At 73.3% G+C, this 13,511-nt stretch carries 12 protein-coding genes; 5 read left to right on the forward strand and 7 right to left on the reverse strand.

What is annotated here, in order from left to right; translation table 11 throughout:
* The first annotated feature begins 20 nt into the window (after positions 1-20).
* Positions 21-1,379 (forward strand): MFS transporter, encoded by a 1,359-nt coding sequence (locus QSK39_RS28885; RefSeq protein WP_285480984.1) that lies wholly within the window; start codon positions 21-23, stop codon positions 1,377-1,379.
* Here QSK39_RS28885 and QSK39_RS28890 read toward each other — a convergent pair.
* From QSK39_RS28890 to QSK39_RS28900, 3 genes are read right to left on the reverse strand one after another with little or no spacing between them, the layout of a single operon-like run.
* Positions 1,363-3,939 carry a family 78 glycoside hydrolase catalytic domain gene (locus QSK39_RS28890; RefSeq protein WP_285480985.1) on the reverse strand — a complete coding sequence of 859 codons (2,577 nt, stop codon included), beginning with the start codon at positions 3,937-3,939 and terminating at the stop codon, positions 1,363-1,365. The two genes, QSK39_RS28885 and QSK39_RS28890, sit on opposite strands and share 17 nt — an antisense overlap.
* Positions 3,936-4,394: a DUF3237 family protein gene (locus QSK39_RS28895; protein WP_284741342.1), complete on the reverse strand. Its 459-nt coding sequence runs from the start codon at positions 4,392-4,394 to the stop codon at positions 3,936-3,938. Before QSK39_RS28895 ends, QSK39_RS28890 begins: the two co-directional genes overlap by 4 nt.
* A complete protein-coding gene (locus tag QSK39_RS28900) occupies positions 4,394-5,671 on the reverse strand; it encodes an MFS transporter (RefSeq protein ID WP_285480986.1) in 1,278 nt (425 codons plus the stop codon). Before QSK39_RS28900 ends, QSK39_RS28895 begins: the two co-directional genes overlap by 1 nt.
* A 108-nt stretch (positions 5,672-5,779) precedes the next feature.
* Between QSK39_RS28900 and QSK39_RS28905 the strand changes: the two genes are divergently transcribed.
* Complete coding sequence (locus QSK39_RS28905; protein WP_285480987.1) at positions 5,780-6,559, forward strand: IclR family transcriptional regulator; 780 nt, start codon at positions 5,780-5,782, stop codon at positions 6,557-6,559.
* Between the two features lie 4 nt (positions 6,560-6,563).
* Here QSK39_RS28905 and QSK39_RS28910 read toward each other — a convergent pair whose 3' ends face one another.
* The 4 genes from QSK39_RS28910 to QSK39_RS28925 form a co-directional block, all read right to left on the reverse strand.
* Positions 6,564-7,136: a TetR/AcrR family transcriptional regulator gene (locus QSK39_RS28910; protein WP_285480988.1), complete on the reverse strand. Its 573-nt coding sequence runs from the start codon at positions 7,134-7,136 to the stop codon at positions 6,564-6,566.
* Positions 7,137-7,161: 25 nt separating this feature from the next.
* Positions 7,162-7,995, reverse strand: a complete 834-nt coding sequence (locus QSK39_RS28915) for an alpha/beta fold hydrolase (protein WP_285480989.1) — start codon at positions 7,993-7,995, stop codon at positions 7,162-7,164.
* Positions 7,996-8,098: 103 nt separating this feature from the next.
* Positions 8,099-9,529 (reverse strand): DUF4389 domain-containing protein, encoded by a 1,431-nt coding sequence (locus tag QSK39_RS28920; RefSeq protein WP_285480990.1) that lies wholly within the window; start codon positions 9,527-9,529, stop codon positions 8,099-8,101.
* Between the two features lie 228 nt (positions 9,530-9,757).
* Positions 9,758-10,930: a carboxylate-amine ligase gene (locus QSK39_RS28925; RefSeq protein WP_285481923.1), complete on the reverse strand. Its 1,173-nt coding sequence runs from the start codon at positions 10,928-10,930 to the stop codon at positions 9,758-9,760.
* A gap of 197 nt (positions 10,931-11,127) precedes the next feature.
* On the opposite strand from QSK39_RS28925, the gene QSK39_RS28930 reads away from it, so the two are divergent.
* The 3 genes from QSK39_RS28930 (at position 11,128) to QSK39_RS28940 (ending at position 13,418) form a co-directional block, all read left to right on the forward strand.
* Positions 11,128-11,877, forward strand: a complete 750-nt coding sequence (locus QSK39_RS28930; RefSeq protein WP_285480991.1) for a GAF and ANTAR domain-containing protein — start codon at positions 11,128-11,130, stop codon at positions 11,875-11,877.
* 43 nt (positions 11,878-11,920) lie between these two features.
* A complete protein-coding gene (locus tag QSK39_RS28935; protein ID WP_285480992.1) occupies positions 11,921-12,652 on the forward strand; it encodes a GAF and ANTAR domain-containing protein in 732 nt (243 codons plus the stop codon).
* Positions 12,653-12,971: 319 nt separating this feature from the next.
* Positions 12,972-13,418, forward strand: coding sequence for an STAS domain-containing protein (locus tag QSK39_RS28940; RefSeq protein ID WP_285480993.1), 447 nt, complete (start codon positions 12,972-12,974; stop codon positions 13,416-13,418).
* The last annotated feature ends 93 nt before the right edge of the window (positions 13,419-13,511 follow it).

Genomic DNA, 13,511 nt, shown 5'->3' on the forward strand with positions numbered 1-13,511 from the left:
AACCCCCTGAAGGGCATGCAATGCAGCACGCCAACGCGCTCAACCGGCTGAACCGCCTGCCGATCTCGCGCTTCCACAAGGTCACCCTGCTCGCCGTCTCGTTCGCCTACTTCTTCGAGTTCGCGGACATCAACAGCTTCGCCACCACCGCACCCAAGCTGATCAAGCTCTGGGGCGTGACGGTCGACCAGGTCGCCTACGTGACCTCGCTGTCGTTCGTCGGGATGTTCTTCGGGTCGATCATCGCGAGCAAGCTCGCCGACCGCTGGGGCCGCAAGAGCGCGCTCATGTGGACCACCGTCTGGTTCGGCGTCTTCTCGTTCGCGGCGGTGTTCTCGTGGGACATCGTGTCGCTGGGCGTGTTCCGCATCCTGACGTCGGCGGGCCTGTCGGCGATGACCGTCGTCGCGGTGATCTACGTCAGCGAGCTGTACCCGGCGGCGAGCCGCGGCAAGTACCAGGCCTACGCGATCGTGATCGGCATCTGCGGCACGCCGGTCACCAACCTGATCGCCAGCGCGGTGGTGCCGATCAACTCCTGGTCGTGGCGGCTGGTGTACCTGTGGGGCGCGCTCGGGGTGCTGCTCGTGCTGTTCACGCGGCACCTGAAGGAGTCGCCGCGCTGGTACGAAAGCCGCGGTGAGCACGCCAAAGCGGACGCGGTGCTGCGGGAGATCGAGGAGCAGGTCGCCGCGGAGAAGGGCCCGCTGCCCGAGCCCGCGCCGCCGATCGAGGAAGCCCCGGTGGGCAAGGCGCCGCTGCGGCTGCTGCTGCAGAAGAAGTACCTGTACCCCACGCTGCTGCTGACCGTCCTGTGGGTGACGCAGACGATCGGCTTCTTCGGCTACTCGAGCTGGGCACCGACGCTGCTGGCCAAGGAAGGCTTCAGCGTCGAGAAGTCGGTGTTCTACGTGGCCCTGACGACGGTCGGCGCGCCGCTCGGCTCGTACCTGGCGGCGCTGGTCACCGACCGGTTCGAACGCAAGTGGTGCCTGGTCGCGTTCGGCACGGTCATCGCGCTCTGCGGCCTGTTCTACGGGCTGACGTTCAACCCGATCCTGATCGTGGTGTTCGGCTTCCTGGTGAACCTGTTCGAGCGCGGCTACACGGCACTCGGGTACGCGTACTCGCCGGAGCTGTTCGACACGCGGGGCCGGTCGCTCGGCACGGGGGTGTCGTACGGCCTCGGGCGGCTGTCGAACGCGGTGGGCCCGCTGATCGTCGCCGCGCTGTACAACGGCAGCGGCTACCAGAGCGTGTTCCTGTTCATCGCCGGGACCTGGCTGGTCGGCGCGGTGGTGCTGGCGATCTTCGGGCCGCGGACGCGGCAGGCGAGGCTGAAGCCCGCGACCACCGAGACGGTCACGACGGCACCGTGAACGTGTGCCGCCCCGGACCCGCGTCGACGCTTTCCGAGCCGGGAAGCCGGACGTCGGCGCGGGTTCCGGGTGGCACGTCGACGGTGAGCCGGAAGCATCCGGCGGTCCGTTCCCAGGCACTGCGGATGGGCCCGTAGGGGGTGAGGTGTTCCGCTTCGGCCCGGTCCAAGCCGCCGCCGGGGCAGGGCCGGACGAGGAACCGCCGGTAGCCCGCTTCGGCGGGACCCGGGTCGTCCGGCAGCCGGATCCCGGCGACGTGGGTGTGCAGGAAGGACATCGCCGCGCCCTTGCTGTAGTGGTTCAGCGAGCCGCGCACCCGATCGCCGTCGACGGCGTCCCAGTGCTCCCAGAACGTCGTCGCGCCGCGGTCGAGCATCTCCAGCCAGGACGGGATCCCGGTCGACAGCAGCGTGCGGTAGGCGAGGCCGAGGTGTCCCGTGCCGGCCAGGGTGGGCAGCAGCAGGCCGGTGGTGAGGAAGCCGGTGCCGACGCCGGCCGCGGCGACCAGCTCGGCGAGCCGTCCGGCGACGACGTCCCGCAGGTGCCCGGGCACCAGCCCGAAGGCGAGCGCCCGGACGTGGTTGCCCTGCGTGGGTTCGGTGAGGGTGCCGCCCGGCCCGAGGTATTCGCGCTGCCACGCGTCCCGGGCGCGGTTCGCGAGCCACCGGAAGCGGGCCGCGTCCGCCGTGTGACCGAGCAGCTCGGCGACGCGGCCGAGCACCCGGGCCGAGCGGGCCAGGTAGGCCGTGGCGACGATGCCGTGGTCGGCCCCGGGATCCGGGTGGGGCGGGACGCCCGGCTCCAGCCATTCGCCGAAGTGCCCGCCGGTGTCCCACAGGAACTTCTCGTGCGGAGCTGCGCTGGCCACACGCGATGGGTGCCGCCGCTCGCGGGCGGCCGCGGCCGCGTACTCGACCCAGCCCGCCATCGACTCGTACTGTCCACTGAGGACTTCGAGGTCGCCGTAGGCCCGCCACAGCTCCCAGGGCACGAGCACCGCCGCGTCACCCCAGCCCGCGGACCCGGCCATCGCGTCCTGGAACGCATTGCCGGACGGGCCGTCGCCGGCGGGGTCGGGCGTGATCGTCGGGACGCGGCCGTCGGCCCACTGGTCGGCGGCCAGGTCGCGCAGCCACTTCCGGGAGAAGCCGGCGACGTCGTGGGTGCGTGCGGCGGTGGCGACGTACACCTGCCAGTCGCCGGTGAAGCCGGAACGTTCCCGCTGCGGGCAGTCGGTCGGGACGTCGCAGGCGTTGCCGCGCAGGCTCCGCACCGCGGTCCGGTGCAGGGCTTCGAGCCGCGGGTCACCGCAGCCGAACCGGCCGGTTTCGGGCAGGTCCGTGTGCACGACGACCGCGGTGACCTGGGGCTCGCCGCCGTCGACCTGGACGTACCGGAAGCCGTGGGTCGTGTGCCGCGGCTCGAAGACGTCCCCGGCCCGGCCCGCGGAGACGACCGTGTCGACCTGGCCGGCGGGCAGCGGTTTCCCGGTGACGAAGTCGAACGCGCGCAGGTGGTCGGTGGTGACGCGGCCGTCGGGCGCCCGGTGTTCGCCGTGGGTCAGCGTCAGCCGGGTGCCGGCCGGGCCGAGGTCGCCCAGCCGGACCCAGCCGGTGATGTTCTGCCCGAAGTCCGCGACGATCCCGCCGTCGTCGAGCCGCGAGACCGACACCGGCGGAAGCTCCTCGATCCGGCGGACGGGCGGGGCTTCGGTGAGGACGAGCCGGGGCCGGTCGCCGGTGCGCACGGGCGCCGGGTGCCAGCCGGGCGCGGACAGGCCGAGGGAACCCGGTGCGGGCAGCCGGAAGTCGGTCTCCTGGCCGTCCATGAGGTCGGCCGCGGTGATCCGGCTCGGCCGCGACCACCAGCCCGGCCCGGTGGTGACCGCGGTGGTGCCGTCGACCTCCAGGACCAGCAGGGCGGCCGTGCGGTTCCCGAAGCCGTCCGCGGTGCGTTCGAAGCCGTGCCGGCCGCGGAACCAGCCGTCGGAGAGCAGGAATTCGACCGAATTCTTCCCCGGCCGCAGCAGGGTGCTGACGGCGTGCGGTTCCACCTGGAGCCGCTTGCGGTAGGCGGTGAACCCGGGCGTCAGCTCGAGGTCGCCGACGCGGGTGCCGTTGACGAAGAGCTCGTAGATCCCGTGCGCGGTCGCCCAGGCCGTCGCGGTCACGGCCGGGCCGTCGAGGGTGAATTCGTGCCGCAGCTGGTAAGCAGGCCGCCGCCCGGGCGGGGCGACCACCGGTTCGTGCGGCTCGATCCAGGCCGCCGTCTCGAGCGCGGCGGGCAGCGTGACGACGGTCCAGGGCGCGGGGTCCGACCAGTCGCTCTCGCCGGCGTCGGTCCAGACCCGGACCTGCCACGCCGTTGCCGCGTGCCGGGGCAGGTCGACGAGCACGGACTGGTCGCCGTCACGCCGGCCCGACGTCCAGTCCGGTCCGGTCAGCCGGATCTCGTACGCGTGCTGGACGGCCGACCCGGCGGGCAGCCACCAGGAACCGCGCGGCGCCACCGAAGGACGGCCCGGCGTGAGGTGGTCGAGGCGCAACCGCGTGGGCTTCACGTCAGCCGGTAGAGGTCGTAGCGGACGGTGTCCGGGGCGCGTTCGGCCAAGCCGACCAGGAGGCCGGTGGTGAGCGGCCGGTCGACCGCGCCGGAAACCCGGACGGTGAGCCGGAATTCGTAGCTCGACCGGTCGACGTGCTCACCCCGGGCCAGTGCGGCCAGCACCGCCGGCGGCCCGGTGCGGACGCCCGTGGACGTGATCGACACCAGGCCGTCGCCGGTTTCGGCGAGGTAGCGCGCTTCGACGAGCGTGGTCCCGTCGGGCAGGATGCGCTGCCAGTCGGCGCCGAACGGCTGGATCCGGCCCGCCAGCCCGGGTCCGGTGAAGCTGCCGCCCGTGATCGGGACGATCCGGCTCCGCCCGGCCGGCGTCTCGCCGACGTCGAGGGGCTCGCCGAGCTCGACGACCGCCGAGCTGACGAACTCGAGTGCCGGTGGGGGGAACAGCGGCACTAGCGCACCTTCCGGATCGGCAGGATCAGCACCGCGCCGAGCAGCCCGGCGACCGCGCCCGCGATGAACAGCGCCGGGAAGTTCTGCGGCACCGCGGCCGTCGCGCCGATCGCGAGGATCGCCGGGGCCAGGGCCGGCACGACGGACGTCGGCAGGTTGCCGGCCAGGTTCATCAGGCCGAGGTCCTTCGCCGTGTCGGCCGGGTCGGGGAGCACCTGGGTGATGAGCGCGATGTCGACGGCGAAGTACACGCCCTGGCCGAGGCCGATGACGCCCATCGCGACCAGGAACAGGGGATAGGTGCTGGTGAACGTCGCGAGCAGCAGCCCGCAGCCGAAGATCACGGCCGCGGTGACGACGAACGGCTTGCGGCGCCCGACGCGGTCGGAGATCTTGCCGGCCAGGGGAGCGAACAGCAGGGCCACGCCGGTGAGCACGAGCGTGGACAGGAAGACCGCGTTCGCGATGCCGGCCGGCGGGATGTGGAAGACGTTCATCAGGTAGAAGGCCTGGTACGCCTGGATCGCGGCGACGCCGAAGAAGATCAGCAGCCTGCTGAGCCAGGTGTAGCCGAAGTTGGGGTGCCGCACCGGGTTCACCCAGAACGTGCGCGGCAGGTCGCGCCACGCGAACGCGGGCCGCTCCTCCGGCGACAGCCGCCAGTCCCGCATCGTGACGGCGAGCAGGACGGTCCCGAGGACGGCGAGCCCGGCCGGCAGCAGGATCATCGCCGGCAGGTTCGGGGCGACCAGCTGCGCGATGAACAGGCCGAGGACCGCGCCGACCGGCAGGCTCAGCCCCACGATGGCCGACGCGGGGCCGCGGCGCTCCGGCGGCAGCTGGTCGGGGATCACCGACGTGAACGCGACTGTTGCCGCGCTCGCGCCGACCGTCGTGCAGCTCGCCGCCACGGTCAGCGCGAACGTCGTCGCGCCCAGCTGCAGCCCGATCGCCCCCAGCGTGAACAGCACGGCGCCGAGCACGAGGAACGGTCTGCGGCGGCCGAACCGGCCGGTCGTCCGGTCGCTGAGCCTGCCGAAGACCGGGAAGGCGACCAGCGAGCACAAGGCGCTGATGCTGGTCACGATGGACACCATCGTCGTAGCGCCCGCCGGGTCGAGCAGCGTCGCCTTGACCGACAGCGTCAGCACGGCCGGGACGAACACCGCCATCCCCGCGCCGACCGCGGCGAAGGCGAAGAAGAACAGGAACCCGCGCCGGGGTCCGGCGGACGTCGCCTCGGCGGATGCGGAGGCCTGGCGGAAAGAAGTACTCATCGTCGGGCACCTTTCACGTCTCGGTCGCGGCTGACCTGCGGGGAAGGATGGGCGCCCGGCGCGGTGTACCGTGAGAGCGATGCCAATCAATGGAACGCCGAGGTCGTCGTGACCGAGTCCGTGCGCGTGCGGGGACGCCGTCCGCCGCACGGGGAACCGGTCATCGACCGGGCGTTGTCGCTGCTCTCGGCGTTCGACGCGGAGCACCGGACGCTCACGCTGGCCGAGCTGAGCCGCCGCGCCGAAATCCCGCCGAGCTCGGCCCTGCGGCTCGCGAACCGCCTCGTGGACTGGGGCGCGCTGGAGCGCGACGACAGCGGGCGGTTCTGCGTCGGGCTCCGGCTTCTCGAGGTCGCGACGCTCGCGCCGCGCGGCCACGGGCTGCGGCAGGTGGCGCTGCCGTTCATGAACGACCTCGCCGAGGTGACCCACCAGCACGTCCAGCTCGCCGTCCGCGACGGGATGCAGGCGATGCTCGTCGAACGGCTTTCGGCACACCAGGCGACGCCGGTCGACTACCGCATCGGCGGGCGGCTTCCCTTGCACTCCACCGGGGTTGGCCTGGCGCTGCTGGCCTTCGCGCCCAAGGAAGTCCAGGAAGAGCTGCTGTCGAAGCCGGTCTACAGCGAGCCGGACAACCGGCTCATCCCCGCCGACGTCCTGCGCCGCACGCTCGCCGAGGTGCGCCGCGAGCGGCTGGCGATCTTCCGGCGCGAGGACGAGCGCCATTCGATCGTGTCCGTCGCCGCACCGGTGTTCGGCCGCGGCGACACGGTGGCGGGCGTGCTCGGCGTCCTCGTCCCGAAGCGGGTCGCCCAGCCCCGGCGGCTCGGCTTGGCCGTGCAGACGGCGGCGCGCGGCATCTCCCGGGAGCTGGCCGGCCGCTGACGGTTCAGCGCAGGAGCGTCCCGAACGCGATCGTGAAGAACGCGGCGAAGGAGGAGCCGTCCTTGGTGGCGCGTTCGCCGACGATGGCGCCTTCCCAGGCGTTGACGAGGAACCGCGCCAGCACTTCCGGATCCTGCGCCGACGTGACGGATCCGTCCGCCTGGGCTTCGCGGATGGTGTCCGCCACGGCCGCCGACCAGCTCGCGAAGGCCGTCACCAGGCCGTCGCGGATGGCGGTGCTGTGGTCGGCGGCCTCGTTGCTGAAGTTCCCGAACACGCACCCGCGCTCGTAGCCGTGCTTTTCGATGTCCCCGGCGAGGAACTCGAAGTGGGCGCGCAACCGGGCCAGCGGGGCGACGGACCGATCGGCGAGCTCCGGCACCCGCCGGGTGTCGCCGTAGCGCTCCATCACCACCAGCGCCAGCGCTTCCTTGCTGGCGAAGTGGTTGTAGAACGAACCCTTCGGCACGCCCGCGCTGTCGGTGATGAGCTTGACGCCGCAGGCGTTGTAGCCGTGCCGGTGGAACTGCTCGTACGCGGCGTCCACGATCTGTTCGCGCACGCTGGCCCTGGCCATCCGGTTCTCCTCCTCCGCGGGTGCGTCAAGCCGCCGGGACCGGCGCGTTCGCCTGCCACCAGGCCGTGATCGCGCGAGCGTAACCGGCCGCGTCCTCTTCCCAGGCGAAGTGGCCCGTGTCGAGGAAATCGAGCCGGCTGTGGGGCAGCCGCTCGTGCAGGTACTCGGCGTTGGCCGGCGGCACGACCGGGTCGTTCCGCCCGGCGATGATCTGCACCGGTGTCTCGATGCCGGCCAGCAGGCCGCCGAGGATCGGAAGCTCGGCCGGGTACGCCCGGACGTAGGGCATCTGGTCGGCGAACCGCTGTCCCCGGTAGGCGGCGAGGTAGTCCTCGCGCACGACCTCGGGCAGCTCGTAGCCCTCGATCGTGCTCATCGCCAGCTTCACGACGTCCTTGGCGCCCAGCGCCCGGTACGGCGCCAGGTCCTCGGCACGCACCCAGTCGTCCAGCACGCCGCCGAGGTTCAGCGGGACCGACGCCCCGCCGGATCCCACGGTGACGCTGCGGAACCGGCCCGGATGGCCGGCCGCGGCGAACAGCGCGGCGCTGGTGCCGATGTCCGGGCCCACGAGGTGGGGCCGCGCCAGCCCGAGCTCGTCGGCGATCCGCACGACGAACTCGCCCATCGCCCGCGGGGACAGCAGGTCCGCCCGCAGCTCCGAGTGCCCGAACCCGGGCAGGTCCACGGCGACCAGGTGGGCGTGCCCGGCCAGCCGCGACCAGGCGGCGTCGAAGGCGAACAGGCTTTCCGGCCACGGGCTCAGCAGCAGGGCGTCCGCTTCGCGCGGCCCGTCGCTTTCGGCGTAGCGGACGGACAAGCCGTCGACGCTTTTGAAGCGGGGCTTGATCTCGCTCATGTTCTCGTCCTCTCGACGATCCGATGCTTCCAATATGACCGGTCGTCTTAAGGTCGTCAAGCGAGGTGACGCAGCGCACGAGGGGGGCGAGCTCCCGCGGACCTCACACCGTGGTCGTCCGTTCCGGCTCGGGAGCCGGGACCGTCGGCGTGCCCGGGCCGCGAGCGGCGCCGCGGGCGGCCAACCAGATCAGGGCGACTCCGCCGCCGAGCACGAGCAGGCCCGCGCCGAGGACGACCGCCGCCACCCGGCCCAGCGCCGGGATCGTCGCGCCGGCTTCGACCTGCGCCACCACACCGCGGGAACCGTCGGCGTTCAGCACCACGAGCGTCCAGTCGCCGTCGCGCACCGGCCACACCAGCGTCCGAGTGCCCACGCCGGTCGCGCCGGCCGCCCAGATCCCGGCGTCGCCCGGTCGCCCGCCGAGTGCGCCGCCGGGGTGGATCGTCGTCACCGCACCGGTTTCCGTCAGGTCCGTGACGGTGGTGTACTCCGCCGCGGCGAGGTAGCGCGCGACGTCCGCGGTCCGGGCGATGCCGACGAAGACCGGCTTCTCGGTGCCGGTCGCGCGGATCCGGGCCTCGCCGACCGTCGCGGCCCAGCCGGCGGCACCGGCTTCGACGCCGTCGAGCTGGATCGGATCGCTCGTGAGGGCGTACCCGCCGGCGGAGAAGGTGTTCGAGGCGGTGAAGTAGCCGTCGGCGTCGCGCTGCGTGCGGTCCGCCCACAGCACGGCCGCGCCCCCGGTGAGCAGGCCGGCCGAAACCAGGACGAGGGCCGCGCCCGCGATCGCCGCCGCGGTCCGGCCGCCGGTCCAGGCGGCGCGTGCGGGCGCCGGCGTGTCCGGTGCGGGCACCGGTGACGTGTCACCCGGTTCGGACCCGCCCTGGTCGAGGCGGAACGGCGGGTAGGCATCCGTCAGCAGGGACACGTACGCGGCCACCCGCAGCACCCAGCGGTCCAGGCCGAGCACGAAGTCGAAGAGCGGCCGCGGGTACCGGCCGGTCGCCAGCAGGACGACCCCGGCCACGAGCACGAGCACGCCGACCAGCCCGCCGGCCGCCCACGTGAAGCCGTCCGAGCCGGTGCGGCCGGTCAGCCAGCTGCCGCCACCGGCGAACAGGCCGACCAGGACGAGGTGCGGGAGGGCCAGCAGCCACGACTTGACCAGGACGAGCCCGCGGGAAAGGCGTTGCGGGTACTCGACTTCCAGCCGGGCCGGGTAGTCCGGCACGTCGGCGAGCGTGAACGGCGGATACCGGTCCGTGCCGAGCGCGCTGGTCGCGTAGAACTGGACGCGCCAGCTCCAGCGCAGGACCCCGACGGTGAAGCCGAAGAGCGGCCGCGGGTAGCGCCCGGTCACCAGGATCGCGAAGAACGCGACGACACCGACGAACGGGTAGGCGGCCCACAGGACCGCCAGGACCAGGTAGTGGGGGACCGCGAGAAGCCATTTCACCAGCCAAAGCCAGCGCGACAGGGGCTCGTCGAGCCGGCCTTCGACCCGGACGGGGCAGGTGCGTGCGGCGGTCATCGGTGGTCCTTCCTCGAGGCGTGCTCGTGCCACGCCGATGCCGCCCCCGGGTCCGGATCGGCGGGCGGTCGCCGTGGCCGCCGCCGCCGATCGCCGTCGTGGTCGCGACGCGCCGGGAGGTGGCCGGGGCCGCGGCCGAACTGCCGGTTCAGGCCGCGTTCCCCTCTCCAGCCTGGTGCCGCGCGGCCCGCGGGCCAGGGTCCGGCGACCCCGGATCCCCGGCGAACGTCACCGGATCGGGAGCGCCGGTCTCGGCCGGCGATCGCTCGCCGGACCGGGTGCCCCCGTTCCGGCCAGGGTCGCCGCCGCCAGGCCCGCCACGAACGCGCCGGGGGAGCCCGCCTCCGCGAAGAGCGCGCGCTGGCGCTGCGCGCCGGTCTTCCCGGCCCGCACCACGGCGAGCTGCCGCTCGACCGCCGCCAGGTCCCCGGCGGCCAGCAGGGCCGGCCCGGCGTAGTCCAGCAGTCCGTCGACGATCTGCCGCTGCGGGACGAGCTCGCCGGTGAAGGCGTCGATGCCGTGGCCGGGGGCGCCTTCGCGGGCCGCGGCGGTGAGGGACGCGAGCACCCGCCGGTCCGGTACCGGCCGGGGCGCGACCCCGGCCCGGGCCTCCGCGAGGATCGTGACGACGAGCGCGCGGGTCAGGCCCGCGAGCAGCACGGCATCCTCGACGGTCAGGCCGACGTCCGCGATCCGGACCTCCACCGTCGGGTACTTCGGCGAGAGCCGGGCGTAGAAATAGACGCCGTGGGCGTCCATCGCGTCACCCCGGCGCACCGCGTCGTCGACGCTCGCGGCGTAGGCGGCCGCGTCCGGCCAGTCGAGCGGGGGAAGCGCGGTCGGCCACCGCGACCACAGCGGGTACCGGCCGTCGGCCCACCCGGTGTCCACGCCGTGCGCGAACGGCGAATTCGCGCCGAGCGCCAGCAGCGGGGCGAGCCAGGGGCGCAGCCCGGCCAGGACCCGGACGCCGAGCGCCGGGGACGGGATGCCGACGTGCACGTGGCAGGCGCACGTGCCGGCCTGCGGGATGAGCGAGGGGAACCGCTCGGCCAGCGCCTGGTACCGGGGATCGGCGGTGACGCCGGGCAGGCCCGGCAGGTCGCCGCACGGCGGGGTCCCGGACGCCAGCACGAGGCAGCCGGCGTGGCCGGCGGCGTCCGCCACGAGCCCGCGCAACCCGAGCAGTTCCGCCCGGATCCCGTCGAGGCCGGTGTGGATCCCGGTGGCGGTTTCGACCTGGAAGCGCAGGAACTCCGGCGTCACCGCGGGCTCGCCGTCGAGCAGTTCCAGCACCCGCGGCGCCGCGAGCGCCACGCCGCCGGTGACCGGGTCGGCGAGGACGAATTCCTCCTCCACGCCGAAGGTGAGCGGATCTCGTTCGAGCGGCGGAAGTCGCACGGGCAAGGTCCGCTCCGTTCCTCGGTGGGGGCACCAGTCTCATTCGCCGGCCGTGCCGGAGAAAGGGCCGCCGGTCACCCGTCGGAGGCCATTCGGCCCTTCCGCGGACCGCCGGTGCGGACGGCCTCGGGTACTCTGCGGAGGCGCTTCCCGCCGTGGGGAATCGCCGATCGCAGAACCGGGAAGCGCTGAGCAGGGTGTCCACTATCCGTGACGAGTGGGGTGAGAACTCCTCACTGGGTCGCCTGTGGGCGTCGCTGACCACCCTGGCCGGGCAACGGGGCCGGGCGCTGTCCGTCGAATTCGTGTGCGCGGTCGCCGCGGAACGGTTCGGCGCCGAAGGGGCCAGCCTGATCGTGACCGGGACGACGGGGATGGCGGAGCTGCACAGCTCGATCGGGGAGCTCGGCCGCCTGATCCCCGAGCTCGAGGTGACGGTGGGGGAGGGCCCCATCCGGGACGCGCTGGAGCTGGCTTCCCCGGTGGTGATCACCGATCTCGACGCCGAACCGGTGCTGCGCCGGTGGCCGCTGTTCGCGCCGCTGGCGGCGGACGCGGGCGTGCGGGCGTGCTTCGCCTTCCCGCTGGCCGTCGGGGTGGTCCGGGCCGGTGTGCTCGTCCTGCTGCACGGCGCGCCGAGCGCGCCGGGGGCCGCGACGCTGCGGGAGGCGCTGGTGTTCGCCGACCTGCTGCTCGCGATGCTGATGGGGGAGCAGGTGACCAGGAGCGGAAAGGTGCCCGGGCCGGCGGAGGACGGGTTCCCGATCGTCGGACCCGAGGTGCACCAGGCGACCGGGATGATCGCCGCGCAGCTCGACACCGATCCGGACACCGCGTTCGCCCGGCTGCGGGCGCGGGCCTTCGCCGACGGCCGTCCGCTGTCCGAGGTCGCGGCCGACGTCGTCGCCCGCCGGCTGCGCTTCGACCCCGATCCGGACCTGCGATGACCGAGACCGGCGGCGGTAGGCTGCCCGGGTGGGAAGGAGGCCGATGCGCGAGGCCGGGCTGATCGACACCCTCGTCGAGCTGGCCGACACGTTGACCGGCGATTTCGACCTGATCGACTTCCTGCACCTGCTCGCGGGCCGGTGCGTCGAGCTGCTGGACGTCGACGCGGCCGGCGTCCTGCTCGCGCACCCGCACGGCCGGCTCCAGGTGGTCGCCAGCGCCGACGAAGCGCCGGAGATCATGGAGCTGTTCCAGATCCAGGTCGAGGAAGGGCCGAGCCTCGAGGCCTGGCAGGGCGGCGAACCGGTGGGCCACCCGGATCTCGCCGACGGCGACACCCCGTGGCCCCGGCTGCGGCGGATGGCCGCGACGGCGGGGTACGCGGCCGTCTACGCCGTCCCGATGCGGCTGCGTGACGAAAACGTCGGCGCCCTCTGCCTGTTCAAGGGCACGACCGGCGAGCCCGGCGGGGATTCGGTGCGGGCGGCGAAGGCGATGGTCGACGTCGCCACGATCGGCCTGATCCAGGCGCGGACGGCCCGCCGGCACGAGGTCCTCGTCGAGCAGCTGCAGACGGCGTTGAACAGCCGGATCGTCATCGAGCAGGCGAAGGGCTTCGTGGCCGAGCGGCTCGGCGTGGACGTCGCCGCGGCGTTCGGCCTCCTGCGCGACTACGCGCGGTCGCGGGGCCGCCGGTTGACCGCGGTCGCCGGCGAGGTCGTCACCCGCTCGGCGAACGTGCGTGATCTGTTCGACAACGGCCCGGCGCGGTAATTCCGGTTCTGTTTCTCTCTTGCGCGCGTGAACATTCCCGTTCTTTCGGGAGAATCGGTCGGGTATTACCCGTCCGGCGGGTTTCCCGGTGCCCGGTGTCGCCTGGATTCCGATTTTCGCATCGTGCACGTCCGGGCCTGAGGACTGATTCGCGGCTCCGCGGGCGGGAAAAGTTCATTCGGCCCTCGGGTCGAGGACGGTCGGCCCTGGGCCGGTCGCGGCCGGAGCGGACACGATGGCCGGAGGCCGCCCATCCGCGTCGCGCGGACAGCCGGCGTCCGACCGTTTCGGAACCGTTGCCACGAAAGGGGATCCGATCGTGAAGCCCATCGCCGTCGATGTCCCGCGTCCTCGCCGCCCGCTGCTGGAGATCCTGCCGCCGCCCGGCACCCGGCGGCCGCCGGCCCACCGGTACCAGGACCTGGCGATCACCGAGGAGTGGTGCGGCCCGGCGCTGGTCATCGCGCTGGACGGCGAGGTCGACCTCGGCAGCGCACCCCTGCTCCGCCACGTCCTCGACGCGGCGCTGAGCCGGGCACCGCGGCGGGTGGTGGTGGACCTGTCGCGCGTCCGCTTCTTGAACACGGCGGGGCTGCTGGTGCTGATCGACGCGCACCGCCGCGCCGCCCCGGCCACCGACGTCCGGCTGGTGGCCACGACCCGCTCGACGTGCCGGCCGTTGCAGCTCACCCGGGCGTACGAGCGTCTGGCGATCCACTCTTCACGGACGGCGGCTCTTGCCGCGCCGCGAAGCCCCCGCTGCTGACGGAGAGCCGGCTGTTGCGGCAGTGGCCCCTCGCCGCGCGGTGTAGCCGTCGCTGCCGGCCTGCCGGGTTACCGCCGCCGTGCTTGGTTCCGC

The organism is Amycolatopsis sp. NBRC 101858 (assembly GCF_030269325.1).
Lineage (GTDB): Bacteria > Actinomycetota > Actinomycetes > Mycobacteriales > Pseudonocardiaceae > Amycolatopsis > Amycolatopsis ponsaeliensis.

Coding starts and splice junctions, on each gene's coding strand:
- QSK39_RS28915 (WP_285480989.1), bottom strand. CDS start 7,995: ATGAGCGAGATCAAGCCCCGCTTCAAAAGCGTCGACGGCTTGTCCGTC.
- QSK39_RS28885 (WP_285480984.1), top strand. CDS start 21: ATGCAGCACGCCAACGCGCTCAACCGGCTGAACCGCCTGCCGATCTCG.
- QSK39_RS28900 (WP_285480986.1), bottom strand. CDS start 5,671: ATGAGTACTTCTTTCCGCCAGGCCTCCGCATCCGCCGAGGCGACGTCC.
- QSK39_RS28910 (WP_285480988.1), bottom strand. CDS start 7,136: ATGGCCAGGGCCAGCGTGCGCGAACAGATCGTGGACGCCGCGTACGAG.
- QSK39_RS28935 (WP_285480992.1), top strand. CDS start 11,921: ATGCGCGAGGCCGGGCTGATCGACACCCTCGTCGAGCTGGCCGACACG.
- QSK39_RS28920 (WP_285480990.1), bottom strand. CDS start 9,529: ATGACCGCCGCACGCACCTGCCCCGTCCGGGTCGAAGGCCGGCTCGAC.